The 15,539-nt window shown below is 36.0% G+C and carries 10 protein-coding genes; 2 read left to right on the top strand and 8 right to left on the bottom strand.

Going from position 1 to position 15,539, the window contains the following annotated elements; translation table 11 throughout:
* Nucleotides 1-264 precede the first annotated feature (264 nt).
* Nucleotides 265-807, top strand: a complete 543-nt coding sequence (gene isaB / locus P7F85_RS00660) for an immunodominant staphylococcal antigen IsaB family protein (RefSeq protein WP_002466900.1) — start codon at nucleotides 265-267, stop codon at nucleotides 805-807.
* Between the two features lie 80 nt (nucleotides 808-887).
* On the opposite strand, the gene P7F85_RS00655 is transcribed toward isaB, so the two are convergent.
* The 8 genes from P7F85_RS00655 to P7F85_RS00620 all read right to left on the bottom strand — a co-directional run bounded on the left by P7F85_RS00655 (nucleotide 888) and on the right by P7F85_RS00620 (nucleotide 7,662).
* Complete coding sequence (locus P7F85_RS00655; protein ID WP_002466903.1) at nucleotides 888-1,736, bottom strand: aldo/keto reductase; 849 nt, start codon at nucleotides 1,734-1,736, stop codon at nucleotides 888-890.
* Between the two features lie 61 nt (nucleotides 1,737-1,797).
* Nucleotides 1,798-2,220, bottom strand: a complete 423-nt coding sequence (locus P7F85_RS00650; RefSeq protein ID WP_002466897.1) for a MerR family transcriptional regulator — start codon at nucleotides 2,218-2,220, stop codon at nucleotides 1,798-1,800.
* 125 nt (nucleotides 2,221-2,345) lie between these two features.
* Complete coding sequence (locus tag P7F85_RS00645) at nucleotides 2,346-2,972, bottom strand: ABC transporter ATP-binding protein (protein ID WP_002466896.1); 627 nt, start codon at nucleotides 2,970-2,972, stop codon at nucleotides 2,346-2,348.
* Complete coding sequence (locus P7F85_RS00640) at nucleotides 2,947-3,690, bottom strand: ATP-binding cassette domain-containing protein (RefSeq protein ID WP_002466901.1); 744 nt, start codon at nucleotides 3,688-3,690, stop codon at nucleotides 2,947-2,949. The genes P7F85_RS00645 and P7F85_RS00640 overlap by 26 nt, the downstream gene beginning before the upstream one ends.
* Before the next feature lie 8 nt (nucleotides 3,691-3,698).
* On the bottom strand, nucleotides 3,699-4,469 hold the full coding sequence (locus P7F85_RS00635; RefSeq protein ID WP_002466899.1) for an ABC transporter permease: 771 nt from the start codon (nucleotides 4,467-4,469) through the stop codon (nucleotides 3,699-3,701).
* Nucleotides 4,462-5,421: an ABC transporter permease gene (locus P7F85_RS00630; RefSeq protein WP_002466905.1), complete on the bottom strand. Its 960-nt coding sequence runs from the start codon at nucleotides 5,419-5,421 to the stop codon at nucleotides 4,462-4,464. Before P7F85_RS00630 ends, P7F85_RS00635 begins: the two co-directional genes overlap by 8 nt.
* Before the next feature lies 1 nt (nucleotide 5,422).
* Nucleotides 5,423-6,973: an ABC transporter substrate-binding protein gene (locus P7F85_RS00625; protein WP_046464461.1), complete on the bottom strand. Its 1,551-nt coding sequence runs from the start codon at nucleotides 6,971-6,973 to the stop codon at nucleotides 5,423-5,425.
* Nucleotides 6,973-7,662, bottom strand: coding sequence for a class I SAM-dependent methyltransferase (locus P7F85_RS00620; RefSeq protein WP_002466902.1), 690 nt, complete (start codon nucleotides 7,660-7,662; stop codon nucleotides 6,973-6,975). The genes P7F85_RS00625 and P7F85_RS00620 overlap by 1 nt, the downstream gene beginning before the upstream one ends.
* A gap of 566 nt (nucleotides 7,663-8,228) precedes the next feature.
* On the opposite strand from P7F85_RS00620, the gene P7F85_RS00615 reads away from it, so the two are divergent.
* Complete coding sequence (locus P7F85_RS00615; RefSeq protein ID WP_046464462.1) at nucleotides 8,229-15,455, top strand: KxYKxGKxW signal peptide domain-containing protein; 7,227 nt, start codon at nucleotides 8,229-8,231, stop codon at nucleotides 15,453-15,455.
* Nucleotides 15,456-15,539: the final 84 nt, after the last annotated feature.

Genomic DNA, 15,539 nt, shown 5'->3' with positions numbered 1-15,539 from the left:
AATATATTGTAAAAATATCGTTAATAAACAAAAAATAATGACTTAATATTCATTATTTGATTTAAACTCTCTTTTTATTAGCCTTATACATTTTACTAATACCTTAAATTTTTCGATTAACACTTATGTTAACTATGTATATATGTGTATAAAATCAAACTTATTTATTCATTTGAAATTGATGTAATTGTTTTGTAATATTGTCATTGAATCGTAACATTTCACTTTTTTAACGATTCAACTAAAAATGAGAGGGAGATTCGTATGAATAAAACTGCCAAAGCAATTGTCTCATCAACTTTAGCCATCGGAACAGTATTCGGAGTCGGAGCCTCATTAGATGTAAATCCTAATCAAGATGTACATGCCGCTACAACACCTTATTATAATTATAAAGGTTATGTTAATAATGACGGATCATTCTTACTAAATAAAAGCTTTAAGAATGCCGTAAAATATGGAAATGTTACTTTCAATGGTACAAAAATTGTTAATTTAAGTGGCACTTCGTCTAAAATTAATGATTTCACTAAATATGACCAATCTTTTTCTTCTATTAAACCTGGGAAAAAGCAAGCAACATCTGTACACATCAAAGTCAATAATATTACTATTAAACAATTAAAATCTGTTTATGGTAATGATCTTCAAGAAATGAGAGATATACAAGGTAATAAACATCCAAACACTGACTCTTATCAACTTAAAAGTCCAAAAACAGGTTTTTACCATACTCCGGTAACCATTTCACAAAAAAATGGACAAGTCACTTCAGTAACAATAGGTTTTGACGGATCAGGCGCATAATCAATATATAATTAGTAATTTGCAATCATGAAAAAAGGGGCATCCTCATTCTCAGGATGCCCCTTTCTTTTGTATATATATTATACGTCGAGTCTTCTACTTGTTAATGCTTTGATCATTTCTGGATCGGCATGTGAGAAGAATTGACTATCGTTACTATCTAATGTTGCGATTTGTGCTTTATCTTCATCTGTTAGTTCAAAATCAAAAATATCTAAGTTTTGTTTCATTCTTTCTGGATTAACTGATTTTGCTAAGACAACAATGTCTTTTTCTACTAACCAACGTAGTACAACTTGTGCGATTGATTTACCGTATTTGTCACCAATATTTTGTAACGTTTCGTTGCTAAATAAATTGTTTTTTCCTTCAGCAAATGGTGCCCAAGCTTCAACAAGTACACCTTCTTTTTGAAGTGATTGTACTTCATCTTCTTGTTGATGGAACGGATTAATTTCAATTTGATTCACTTGAGGTTGCACGTTGTTATGAATACCTAGATCAACAACGCGATCAACACCAAAATTAGATACCCCAATCGCTTTGATTTTTCCATTTTCTTGTAGCTCTTCTAACGCCTTCCAAGATCCGTAAACATCATTATATGGTTGGTGAATTAATACTAAATCAATATAATCTAATTGCAATCTTTCTAGAGAACGTTCGATTGATTTTAATGTATTTTCATAGTTAACATTTTCAATCCATACTTTTGTAGTAACAAATAATTCGCTTCTATCAATACCAGATGCTTTAATACCTTCGCCTACTTCTGTTTCATTCATATAACTTTGTGCTGTATCTATATGGCGGTAGCCTGCTTGAATCGCATTAACTACGGAGTCTTTTGTTTGTTCTTGTGGAATTTGAAACACACCAAATCCTAATGCTGGTATTTCAATTGTTTCGTTTAGTTTTATTGTTTTCATATGAAAACCTCCTACTATTTATAACTACACCTTACACTATAGAGTTCACTCTATAGCAAATTTATTGTCTTTTATTTTCCCAAATCTTTTTCAAATTATATTCTTGAGCCGCTTCATCATTGATTTTGGCAATATGGTCATCATACGTTTCAATTTTATATTTTAATAATTCTCTTGCATTATGAATGATCTTCAAATGTTCATCTAATTCTTCAAGTTGTTTGTTGAGTACTTCTTTCTGTTGGTTTTGAACCGCCTCATCTTTAGGTAATTGACCTAATCTGCAAAATTCAACGAGCAATTCAATCGTTACACCAGCTTGTCTTAAATGCTTAACTAAGTATATCCAATTTAAATCTTTCATTTGATAGATGCGATATCCATTTTTATCACGTTCAACTGGTGGAATTACGCCTACCTTTTCATAGTATCTTAAAGTATCTTGAGAAATATCCATCAATTCGACAACTTCTTTTGTATTCATGACTACGACCTCCACTTCTGTTACGAACATTGTAAACCATGGAGCGTGCTCAAGGGCAAACCTTTTTTCATACAAAAAGCCATATCATAGTGAATCGTGATCACTACAATATGACTCAATCAATTTTATAAATCCAAGTCGAGTCTCTGACCCTTAAAATAATCTATCACGTAAGGATCGTGTGAGATGATAATCATTTGAATTTGTGTTAATTCCTTTAGCATATTGAGAATCGTTTCTTCATTAATAATGTCTAAATTCGTAGTTGCTTCATCAAGTATTAATATTTGCGGCTCTATAATAAGTGCTTTAGCAATCCAAAGTCGCTGAAATTGGCCACCACTCAATGTACTTACACGTTGATCTAAAATCGACTGAGGTAGAAGACATTGTTTAAGCACTGCCGCGATTCTCTCTTGATAAGTTGAAGGATCAAAATGATAATTTTTTAACGGGGCTAATAAGATATCACGTACTCTTTTTCGATAATCTAATGTATTGCTTTGATATTGTGGTACATATTGAATCTGTTTCGTCCATCTTTTCGTTTGAGTGTCTGTTCTTGAAATGCCATTGTACTTGATTTGGCCAGTATAATCTAAATCTAATCCAGCTATTATTTTCGCTAAAGTAGACTTTCCGCTACCACTTTTTCCACATATCAGTAAATGACCTTCTGTTAAATCTAATGTTATATCTTTTAAAATTGGTTGATGTTGAATAATTTTAGACAGTTGTTTGATTGTAAGCATATTGCTTTCTCCTATGCGCAATGTCGATTAATTTCTTCGTATAATCGTCTTTGGGATGTTGAAGTATCTCCTTTGCAGTACCATTTTCTAGGAGATGACCTTCTTTCATAATGCTAATATGTGTCGCATCATCTTCTACTAAATTAAGATCATGTGTGATAAATATCATCGTCATCTGTTTTTCCTTCATTATCTTCGAAAGATAACGCATTACCTTTTGACTATTTTTCTGATCGAGTGCACTTGTAGGTTCGTCTAAAACTAAACATTGAGGCTTGCTAATCAATGCCATCATTAGCGCAACTCTTTGAGCCATACCACCACTCAATTCGAAGGGATAAGATTTTAATAAACGTTGCGGCTCTTCTAAACCAAAGGCTGTCATCATTTCAATCAACTGCACACGTCGCTCTGGCTTGGTCAACTTCGATGATTGTGCTTGATATAACATATCAAAGTGTTTATCAAGTGTAATATTTTGAAACATGTTACTCGTTGTATCTTGAAACACTGCATCAACATTGGCCAAATTGATATCAATTTTCCCTTGATACGATAATTCTGCAGAAGTCATATTTAATATTGTACGAATTAACAAGGACTTCCCACTACCACTTTCACCTATAACACAATGAAACGCACCTTTTTGAATATCTACAGAAATTGAATTTAATAATGTGCGCGCATTGTTAAAAACACTTAACCGATCGACACTCACAAAGGTTGTTATTTCATTATTTTGTTGTTGATCATTTGAAATAATAAAGCATAACCTCCTAATAGTAGTCCCGGGAAGAAGAATAACCACGGCGCCGCACTAAAGTAACTCTTACCATCAAATAATATTGTCCCTAATTCAGGTGTGGGTGGCTTAATCCCTAGTCCTAAAAAGGCTAACCCTGAAATGCTTAACATAATTTTACCTATATCTGCAGTAATTAGGGCTAGTATATTACTCATTAGATGAGGAATAGTATGCACTAGTGTTGTTTTCATCTTAGAATTACCACTTAATACTGCGTAAGTAATAAAAGGTTGCTTTTGTAAATCTCTAGTTAAATTTCTAAAGTAACGTAAGTAGCGTCCTAACCATCCTATTGTGAGTGCAAATAGTAATCCTAGCATTGAATCACTCACTAAACTTAAAACAACTAAAGCAATAATAAACGATGGGATAGCTAATAATAAATCCGCTAAAAACATACAACTTTTATCAAACCAACGTCCCTCTATACCTGCAATTAATCCCAGTATTAAACCGATACCGATACTTAACACGATTACTGTCATCGTTAATCCAATCGTCACGATACTTCCCTGAATAAGACGCAATAGAAAATCTCTACCTAACTGATCTGTTCCTAATAAGTGATTGAAATTAGGTGGACGTAATCCTAATGCCTCATTCAACTGTTGTGGGATCAAACTAACAACTATAGTTGCAATCATCATGAATATAAAACCTACTATTATATATACAGTTTTATGCTTATTCATGATTACCCATCCTTTCTAAATTAGGTTGAGTTAATTGCTTGTGCTGAATTCGAGGTTCATTCTTAATCATTAATATATCTCCCAAGTAATTAGTGATCATAATTGCGACAATCACTATCATGATAATACCTTGAATTACTGGATAATCACGTTGATTGATTGCAGTAATCAATATTTTGCCTATACCTGACATACTAAAAATCACTTCTAAGATAACAACCTTACCAAACAAATGAATCATACTATTAATCATAATCGTTATTAATGGTGCGATAATATCTTTAATCTGCACATAGATTCGATGTTTTAGTTTAAAACCACGTAATAAGGTTAATTGGTAAGCATCACTTTTAAGCGTTCCTTCTATTAAATGTGCTGTCATTAGAATAATATGACAACCTTCTACTATGACTAGCACTGTAACAGGTAGCACAAAGTGTAACCACGTACTGCTTCCTACAAAGGGTAACCATTGCAAACGAATGCCAAAGTAATACACGAATAATATCGCCAACCAATATTCCGGCATTGAGGTTAAGATTTGAGCGATACTTCTAAGCATTATCCTCCATTTATGACCTGGATTGACGCCAACCACATAACCAATAGCGAATCCTAACGGTAATAAAATAGCCGTTGCAATTACCATTAATGTCAATGTAGGCGTTAATGATTGAATAATCATAGAAGTCACTGGCTCACGAGTACTAAAGCTATAACCGAGATCGCCTGTAAAAGCATGCGCAACCCAGTCTAGATACCTTAATATCACATGATGACCTAGACCTAGTTGATGTTGTGCTGCTTCTATATTTTCCTGGGAAATATGTGTGTACCCATGCCTCTGTAAATACAAGATGGCTGGATTTCCTGATGTCTTTTCCACTAACAGAAATATAATGAATGAACTCATAAATAAGTACAGCAATAATTTCAACGTACGTTTAAACATTTTATTGCTTAACTTTCAAATGTTTATAGTCGATAGGCGCATCAGTAAGACCTGAGAATTTAAATGATTCAATCTTATGACTCGTCACAAATGTTTCATTTGGATAAGCAATCGGCACACCATAATAACTACGATTAAAATGTTTAAAGATATCATCCATTGCCTGTTGTTGCTCATCACGGTTAATCTTTTTAGGATACGCATCTAATTTCTCTGATAACACTTTATCGTTTGCAAGCACCCCTGATTTACCATCACTATTTTTAAATACTGAATTCATAAAGTTATAAGGTATTAAGGCATCTGAGTATGTTCTATAGAAAATGAGATCAAAGTCTTTTTTCGTCCATAATGTGTCATAATATGATTGAGAATCTAATGTTTTAATCTTTAATTCGATACCTGCTTTTTTCAATTGATCTTGAACTTGCTCTGCTTTATCTTTCCAATTTGGAAATTCTGCAGTTTGAATGACAAGATTGAATGATAATGGTTTACCATCCTTTTCATAAATGCCATTATGATTTTTCTGATAGCCTTCCTCTTTAAGAATTTTTTCAGTATCTTTAATATTATAGTCATGCTGTTGTTGGTTCTTATCATTTACAAATTGAACATCCTTTTGGAAAATGCCGCGCATATGTTGATCTGATAATTGATTTGTATTGATGGCTTTACTTATTGCTTCTCTTATTTTGTCATCTTTTAATGTCTTATGATCTGGATTAAAAGCCATAAAATGACTGACTGTACTTGGTCGGTCTTCTATTGTTAAGTCTTTATTTTTCTTATCTTGTTTTAATTGTTGGTCTGATAACATTCCTAATGAACCACCAGAAATATCTACAGAACCACTCTGTATAGCTGAATTTCTAGAATCACCATCTTCTATCGTTTGGAAAGATAAGTCGTATTTAACTGGATGCTCGTGATTGTAATACTTATTCGGTTTCATTGTAGTTTTTTCCTTACCTGCTTTGTCTACAACGAATGCACCCGTACCAATTGCCTTCTTAAACTTGCCATCGACCTTGCCACCTTCAACTGCATGTGGACTCATAATACGAAGTGGTCTCACTTGTGTTAGTTCATTCAACACCTGATTAGACGGTTGTTTCAATATAATCTGTACTGTATGTGAATCTTTTACTACCACTTGATCTAATTGCTTTAATGTTTCAACAGTCGTTTCTTTATTCATCTTTTTAGCACGTTCAATTGAAAATTTAACTGCTTTCGCATCTAGTTTAGACCCATCAGAGAATTTCACATTATCTTTCAAATGAAATTCATATTCTTTTCCTGCGTTATCAACTTTCCAACGATCTGCTAGACCCACTTTGATGCCTTTCTTCTTATCGTACTGAACAAGTGAATCATATACTGCGCTATAAACCGGCATCGCAGCATCATAACCTTGTGCATCTAATTTATCTGCTTTCGCTTCTGTTGGTAATGACACATTAATATTGTGATCATCCTTAGTATGACTTGAACAACCCGCTAATAGTAACGTCGTTGTTGCAACTGATAATAATATTCGCTTTTTCACTATTTTGTTCCTTCTTTCAATGTAGCTTTAATTAAAAATGATTCTTCAAATAATGTACGTAAGTAGTCATTCGGAGATAAATAAAAATCACTATAGTTTGTAAGATTGATAACGTCAGGTACGCTTTCTTTTATTACTGCTACTTCAAAACCTTCTGCGACAAAGCTATCAACAATATGTTTTAATGAATGATCTTGAGATGGCGTCGCGCCATATTTATCGATAGTTTCTTTCATAAAATATCTACTTGGATTATTCGTATGATCTGCAAATGTGGCGTAATAAACACCTTTTTCTTTTAAAACTGCTTTTAAATCTCTTGCATGTTGAGGCACATCTTCAATGAGATATAACACAGACGTACTTATAGCTGTATCAAACTTATATCCTGTTGTTTGAGGCTTATCCGTTAAATAGTATTCGAGGGGACGTTGTTCTTTTAATGTGTTCGCCTTTTCTAATGAGTTGTATGCTAAATCGATGCCCACACCTTTATCAAATTCATGTGTCTGATACAGTTGTCGTAAAAAACCACCCTGATTACAACCAAAGTCTAAAATTGTTTGTCCCTTAATATGGACTGGATCAAGCATCTGAATGATTCTTTGCCAAGACTCTTGATGGTCCCTTGCCATATCATCATCCGTTTCTTCTCCCTTTTTCCACCAAACATCGTATGTATTTCCCATATTGTTATCCTTAACCTTTCAAATCGTAATTATTTCGTTTTAAAGATTACTATAAAAAAGTAAATAATACAATATAAATTTATAGCCACAATTAAATTAATTAAAAAAGCCTAAGTGATAGCATGACAGCATATCAATTAGACTTTGAAGACTTATTAAGCTCATTTATCTTTAACCTACTACTATTAAGACGGATGTCAGTTTGACCTCAGACAAACCGAAGTGTACCCTTATCAAATATCTTTCATTATCTCTTTTTATATTGAAGTCGTCTTCACCCTATTTACTTGCAAAGTTATAAAAATGAGATTTCTCAAAAACATTTAACTTAATTTTAATTGCTTTCTAACTATAATTGTCGACAAAAATATTGCAAACACAATATTATTTAATTTAGCTCTATTCGTTACTAAAAAGTAACAAATTCATTTTCCAAATAATATTATTATTTATTATTCTTTATATGTGGTATATTTGTATTGTAATATTGAAGTTATATATTAGTGTATTATTACATTGAGACTAACCCATTCTTACAAAGCAACATTTAAAAGGAGTATGGTTCAATGTCAAAAAGACAAAGAAATTTAAAACACAGTTTAGAAGAAGAAAAATCACGGGTTAAATTATATAAATCAGGCAAACACTGGATTAAATCAGGTATCAAAGAAATTAAACTCATGCAAATCATGGGATTACCTATCTTTTCTAATCACACAAGTGAAGGTCCTGATGAAACACAAGACAAAGGTAATTTCGTAAAAAGAAATGCTATAAAAGCTACAACCATAGCTGGTGGCGCTTTTACAGTGAACATGTTACATAATCATCAAGCTATGGCGGCTTCTGAATTGCCTATAACTTCAGAACTTTCCACGCAAAGTGAAGCTGTTGCAAATCAAAATTCAACAGAACTTAAACATGCAAGCACCAACGAAAATCCTTCAAATAGCGAATCGGTTTCCTCAGAAAAAACACAAAGTTCAGAAAAAAATGACAATGCTGATAGTACTCAATCTACGGATAGTCAAAGTGATCAATCAAACACACAATCAAGTGAGAGTGTGAAAGATCAAACTGAACAACAAAGTGAATCCGATCAATCACATAACGACAGCCACTCAGAACAATCATCCAAGCAAGATCAATCAGAACATAATAGTACGACATCTAGTGAAAGTGATAGTAAAGATGCTAAAAGTACGGCATCTTCTACTAACGACAAATCAACTGATGCACAATCACAAAAATCTACATCTAACTCACAAGACCAACAACAAAGTACGTCTAGTGAATCTAAAGTAGATACAAATGAGGGTCAGTCTCAAAAACCAACACAAAGTAAAGATAGTCAAACACCAAACAATGCTACAACTAGTGAATCATCATCTAATCAAAATAACATTGTTAAAAGTGAATCGATTACAAATCAAACATCCTATGTGAATGAAAGAATGACACATGCTGCTTCTGAAAGTGTAGTCACAACACCCGTTGCAAGTGAGTCTACTAAACCAGCTAATACAACTAAAGTACGTGCGTTTAGTCGATTAGCGGTCAATCGTTTAGCAGCAGCTGCAACACCAACACCTATTGCACCAACAACATCACAAGTTGTTGTTGATAAAAATAACTTTACCGACCATTTCACAACAGTTGGTTCTGCAACTTTTGATAAAAACACTGGTATCGCTACACTGACACCTGATGCAAGTAGTCAAAAAGGTGCCATTTCACTTGGTACTAAAATCAACTCCAATAAGAGTTTCCACTTCACTGGTAAAGTTAACTTAGGAACGCGTTATGAAGGTTTTAGTCCTGATGGCGTTACTGGCGGAGATGGAATTGGATTTGCTTTCTCACCTGGTACTTTAGGCCAAATCGGTAAAGAAGGTGCAGCTTTAGGTATCGGTGGCTTAAATAATGCATTCGGATTTAAACTAGATAGTTATCATAATACCTCTCAACCAAACGCATCAGCTAGTGCCAATAAAGACCCTGCGAACGTATCAGGCGGCGGTGCATTTGGTGCATTTGTAACAACCAATTCAAGCGGTGTCGCATCGACATATACGGATAGCACTAAGACAGCAAACGCAGCGAAATTAACGACACAACCTAACGGTACCTTCCAAGATTTCGTCATTGATTATAATGGTGATACAAAAGTGATGACAGTCACGTATGCTGGTCAAACATGGACAAGAAATATTTCAGATTGGATTAAAGCAAGTAATAATACCAATTTCTCTTTATCTATGACTGCTTCTACAGGTGGTGCACGAAATTTACAACAAGTTCAAATTGACTCATTTACCTATACAGAATCTGCTACAGCACAAGTGCACTATGTTGATGCTAATACTGGTAAAGAAATCATTCCACCTAAAACATTGGCTGGAGATGTTGATAATACAGTTAACATTGACGATCAACAAAGTACAATCACACCTAAAGGCTATCAATTAGTCAATGTAGATAGTACATATGCACCGACATACAATGCTACAAATAAAACTGTTAAGTTAACTAATGCTGGTCAAGCTATCACCATCTTCTATAAAGATGTTAAAGCGCCAACAATTAATATGACGAATCAAACTAAAGAAATTAATAGTCCTATTACACCAATCACAGTGAATAGTACAGATAATGGTACCGGAACAGTTACTAATACTGTCACGGGACTACCTGCTGGATTATCTTATGATTCAACATCAAATACAATCACAGGTACGCCAACTCAATTAGGCAATAATACGGTGACGGTTACTTCAGTAGACCAAGCAGGTAATTCATCATCATCTACTTTCACTATCAATGTCGTAGATACTACTAATCCTGTGATTGATATCGGTAATCAGTCTAATCAAGTGTTCACACCTATTAACAATGTCACTATCAATACAAGTGATAATAGTGGTTCAACGACTGACACAGTAACTGGGTTACCACCAGGATTAACATATGATCCATCTACTAAAACAGTAAGCGGTACACCATCACAATTAGGTAGTTATACTGTGACAGTTACTTCAAAAGATGCAAGTAACAATACAACAACTAAAACATTTACATGGAATATAGAACGTAATGCAGCTAGTGATTCACTATCCAACTCCCAAAGCACGTCTACTATAACTAGTACAAGTACCTCTAATAGTACATCAAATAGTAATAGTATTTCGGCTTCGAACAGTACAAGTACGTCATTGAGCGATTCGAAAAGCAACAGTTTAAGTGCATCGACTTCGACGAGCGCTTCGACTTCTGATAGTACAAGTGCATCATTAAGTGGTTCTCAAAGCGCAAGCACGTCTGCAAGTACTAGTAGTAAATTAAGTGATAGCGCAAGTGCTTCAACAAGTGCCAGTGATTCTACTTCTTCTAGTACATCTGCAAGTGATAGTGCATCGACTTCTAGCAGTACAAGTGCGTCATTAAGTGGTTCTCAAAGCGCAAGCACGTCTGCAAGTACTAGTAGTAAATTAAGTGATAGCGCAAGTGCTTCAACAAGTGCCAGTGATTCTACTTCTTCTAGTACGTCTGCGAGTGATAGTGCATCCACTTCTAGCAGTACAAGTGCGTCATTAAGTGGTTCTCAAAGCGCAAGCACGTCGACAAGTACTAGTAGTAAATTAAGTGATAGCGCAAGTGCTTCAACAAGTGCCAGTGATTCTACTTCTTCTAGTACATATGCAAGTGATAGTGCATCGACTTCTAGCAGTACGAGTGCGTCATTAAGTGGTTCTCAAAGTGCAAGCACGTCGACTTCGTTAAGTGATAGTACGTCGACAAGCGGCAGTACGTCATTGAGCGATTCTGAAAGTACAAGCACTTCTACAAGTGACTCAACGAGTACGTCTCTTTCCGATAGCTCATCTACTAGTGGTAGTACGTCATTGAGTGATTCTGAAAGTACAAGCACGTCTACATCACTGAGCGGATCCGAAAGCACTAGTACATCCACTTCTTTAAGTGATAGTACTTCAACAAGCGACTCAACGAGTACGTCGCTTTCTAACAGTTCATCAACAAGCGGTAGCACATCATTGAGTGACTCTCAAAGTACAAGTACGTCGACTTCATTAAGTGACAGTACTTCTACTAGTGACTCAACAAGTACTTCACTTTCTGATAGCTCATCTACTAGTGGTAGTACGTCATTGAGTGATTCTGAAAGCACTAGTACATCCACTTCTTTAAGTGATAGCACTTCGACGAGTGACTCAACAAGTACTTCACTTTCTGATAGCTCATCTACTAGTGGTAGTACGTCATTGAGTGATTCTGAAAGCACTAGTACATCCACTTCTTTAAGTGATAGCACTTCGACGAGTGACTCAACGAGCGGTTCAACGAGTACGTCGCTTTCTGACAGTTCATCTACGAGCGGTAGTACTTCATTAAGCGATTCTCAAAGTACTAGTACTTCAACTTCATTGAGTGACAGTACTTCAACTAGCGACTCAACGAGCACTTCACTTTCTGATAGCTCATCGACAAGTGGTAGTACTTCATTAAGTGATTCTCAAAGTACTAGTACGTCGACTTCACTAAGTGGATCCGAAAGTACAAGCACGTCATCATCATTAAGTGATAGCTCGTCTACGAGTGACTCAACGAGCGGTTCAACGAGTACGTCGCTTTCTGACAGTTCATCTACGAGCGGTAGTACGTCATTGAGTGATTCTGAAAGTACAAGTACATCCACTTCATTAAGCGACAGTACTTCGACGAGTGATTCAACAAGTACTTCACTTTCCGATAGCTCATCTACTAGTGGTAGTACGTCATTGAGTGGTTCTGAAAGTACAAGTACATCCACTTCTTTAAGTGATAGCACTTCGACGAGTGACTCAACGAGCACTTCACTTTCTGATAGTTCGTCAACAAGTGACAGTAATTCAACTAGTGGATCAACAAGTACTTCACTTTCTGATAGTTCGTCAACAAGCGGTAGTACGTCATTAAGCGATTCTCAAAGTACTAGTACTTCAACGAGCGATTCAACGAGTACATCGCTTTCTGATAGCTCATCTACTAGTGGTAGTACGTCATTGAGTGATTCTGAAAGTACAAGCACGTCTACATCACTGAGCGGATCCGAAAGCACTAGTACATCCACTTCTTTAAGTGATAGTACTTCAACAAGCGACTCAACGAGTACGTCGCTTTCTAACAGTTCATCAACAAGCGGTAGCACATCATTGAGCGATTCTCAAAGTACTAGTGCTTCGACTTCTTTAAGTGACAGTACTTCAACAAGCGACTCAACGAGTACGTCGCTTTCTGATAGTTCATCTACAAGTGGTAGTATGTCATTAAGTGATTCTCAAAGTACAAGTGCTTCAACTTCGTTAAGTGATAGTACTTCGACGAGTGACTCAACAAGTACTTCACTTTCCGATAGTTCATCGACAAGTGGAAGTACATCACTAAGTGACTCTGTAAGTACAAGTTCGTCAACGAGTGGTAGTACTTCATTAAGTGACTCTGAAAGCACTAGTACTTCGACTTCACTAAGTGGATCCGAAAGTACAAGCACGTCATCATCATTAAGTGATAGCTCGTCTACAAGTGGCAGCACGTCATTGAGCGATTCTCAAAGTACAAGTGCTTCTACTTCGTTAAGTGATAGTACTTCAACAAGCGACTCAACTAGCACTTCACTTTCTGACAGTTCGTCAACAAGCGGTAGCACTTCATTGAGTGACTCCGAAAGTACAAGTACGTCGACTTCAGAAAGTAGTAGTACGTCAACGAGTGACTCAACTAGCACTTCACTTTCTGATAGTTCATCTACGAGTGGTAGTACGTCATTGAGTGACTCTGAAAGTACAAGCGCTTCTACTTCATTAAGTGATAGTACTTCAACAAGTACATCGCTAAGTGATTCAACTAGTACGTCACTTTCCGATAGCTCATCTACCAGTGGTAGTACTTCATTAAGTGGTTCCGAAAGCACAAGTACATCCACTTCATTAAGTAATAGTACTTCAACGAGTGATTCAACGAGTACTTCACTTTCCGATAGCTCATCGACAAGTGGTAGTACGTCATTGAGTGATTCCGAAAGCACAAGTACATCCACTTCATTAAGTGATAGTACTTCAACGAGCGATTCAACGAGTACTTCGCTTTCTGACAGTTCATCTACGAGTGGTAGTACGTCACTAAGTGATTCTGAAAGCACTAGTACTTCGACTTCACTAAGTGGATCCGAAAGTACAAGCACGTCATCATCATTAAGTGATAGCTCGTCTACGAGCGATTCAACGAGTACGTCTCTTTCTGATAGCTCATCTACAAGTGGTAGTACGTCATTGAGTGATTCGCAAAGTACAAGTACTTCTACTTCGTTAAGTGACAGTACTTCAACGAGCGATTCAACGAGTACTTCGCTTTATGACAGTTCGTCAACAAGCGGTAGCACATCATTGAGTGATTCCGAAAGCACAAGTACATCCACTTCATTAAGTGACAGTACTTCTACGAGCGATTCAACGAGTACTTCGCTTTCTGACAGTTCGTCAACAAGTGGTAGTACTTCATTGAGTGACTCTGAAAGCACTAGTACTTCGACTTCACTAAGTGGATCCGAAAGTACAAGTACGTCTACTTCTTTAAGTGACAGTACTTCTACGAGTGATTCAACGAGTGCATCACTTTCCGATAGTTCGTCGACAAGTGGTAGTACGTCATTGAGCGATTCTCAAAGTACTAGTACTTCGACTTCGTTAAGTGACAGCACTTCAACAAGCGACTCAACGAGTACTTCACTTTCTGACAGTTCATCTACAAGTGGTAGTACATCATTGAGTGACTCTGAAAGTACTAGTACTTCGACTTCATTAAGCGACAGTACTTCTACTAGTGACTCAACGAGCACATCACTTTCTGACAGTTCATCAACGAGTGGTAGTACGTCATTGAGTGATTCCGAAAGCACAAGTACATCCACTTCATTAAGTGACAGTACTTCTACTAGTGACTCAACGAGCACGTCTACTTCAGAAAGTAGTAGTACTTCAACAAGTAACTCAACTAGTACTTCACTTTCTGACAGTTCATCTACAAGCGGTAGTACATCACTAAGTGACTCTGTAAGTACAAGCACTTCGTCTTCATTAAGTGACAGTACTTCAACAAGTACTTCACTAAGTGGTTCTGTTAGCACTAGTACGTCGACTTCAGAAAGTAGCAGTATTTCTACAAGTGACTCAACGAGCACGTCGACATCTGATAGTGCAAGCATGTCTACTTCTGATAGTCAATCACATAGCCATACAAATAGTATTTCTATTAGTGATTCAACAAGTAGCAGTGACTCAAATAGTAATAGCATGTCAGATAGCGCTAGTGTAAGTACATCGGATACGCCAAGTCATAGTCACTCATTCAGCCAATCAGTAAGTAGCAGTGGTTCAACAAGTGGCAGTGATTCAAACAGTCATAGCGCATCAATGTCTACGTCCGAAACACCAAGTGAAAGTATATCTCATAGTCAGAGCACAAGCGCTTCTACAAGCGACAGCACATCTCAGTCTATGTCACATAGCATGAGCGCATCATCTAGTGAATCAACTAATGTTTCACCAATGCATCCAACTTCTGAGGCACAACATCATGACAACAACAAACCTCATTCAGAAGCATTACCTGACACTGGTGAAGATGACAATCAATCTAAAGGTTTACTATCAGGATTATTATCATTAATTTTCGGTCTAGCTATATTTAGAAAATCTAGAAAAGACAAAAAAGATCGCAAAGAAGATAACAATAATTAATTAGAATAAAATAGAGGCAGAAGCATTGTTATTTCTAAAGTACTCAATTGATTACTCAAAAAATAATGGGTTCTTTTGCCTCTT

It is taken from the genome of Staphylococcus sp. aM (assembly GCF_052975125.1).
Note: the sequence above shows the minus strand (reverse complement) of the source record. Positions and strands in the feature narration are given on the sequence as shown.

What these genes read in the sequence shown, in the direction of transcription:
- isaB (WP_002466900.1), top strand. Translation starts at nt 265, where the DNA reads ATGAATAAAACTGCCAAAGCAATTGTCTCATCAACTTTAGCCATCGGA.
- P7F85_RS00655 (WP_002466903.1), bottom strand. Translation starts at nt 1,736, where the DNA reads ATGAAAACAATAAAACTAAACGAAACAATTGAAATACCAGCATTAGGA.
- P7F85_RS00650 (WP_002466897.1), bottom strand. Translation starts at nt 2,220, where the DNA reads ATGAATACAAAAGAAGTTGTCGAATTGATGGATATTTCTCAAGATACT.
- P7F85_RS00645 (WP_002466896.1), bottom strand. Translation starts at nt 2,972, where the DNA reads ATGCTTACAATCAAACAACTGTCTAAAATTATTCAACATCAACCAATT.
- P7F85_RS00635 (WP_002466899.1), bottom strand. Translation starts at nt 4,469, where the DNA reads ATGAATAAGCATAAAACTGTATATATAATAGTAGGTTTTATATTCATG.
- P7F85_RS00630 (WP_002466905.1), bottom strand. Translation starts at nt 5,421, where the DNA reads ATGTTTAAACGTACGTTGAAATTATTGCTGTACTTATTTATGAGTTCA.
- P7F85_RS00620 (WP_002466902.1), bottom strand. Translation starts at nt 7,662, where the DNA reads ATGGGAAATACATACGATGTTTGGTGGAAAAAGGGAGAAGAAACGGAT.
- P7F85_RS00615 (WP_046464462.1), top strand. Translation starts at nt 8,229, where the DNA reads ATGTCAAAAAGACAAAGAAATTTAAAACACAGTTTAGAAGAAGAAAAA.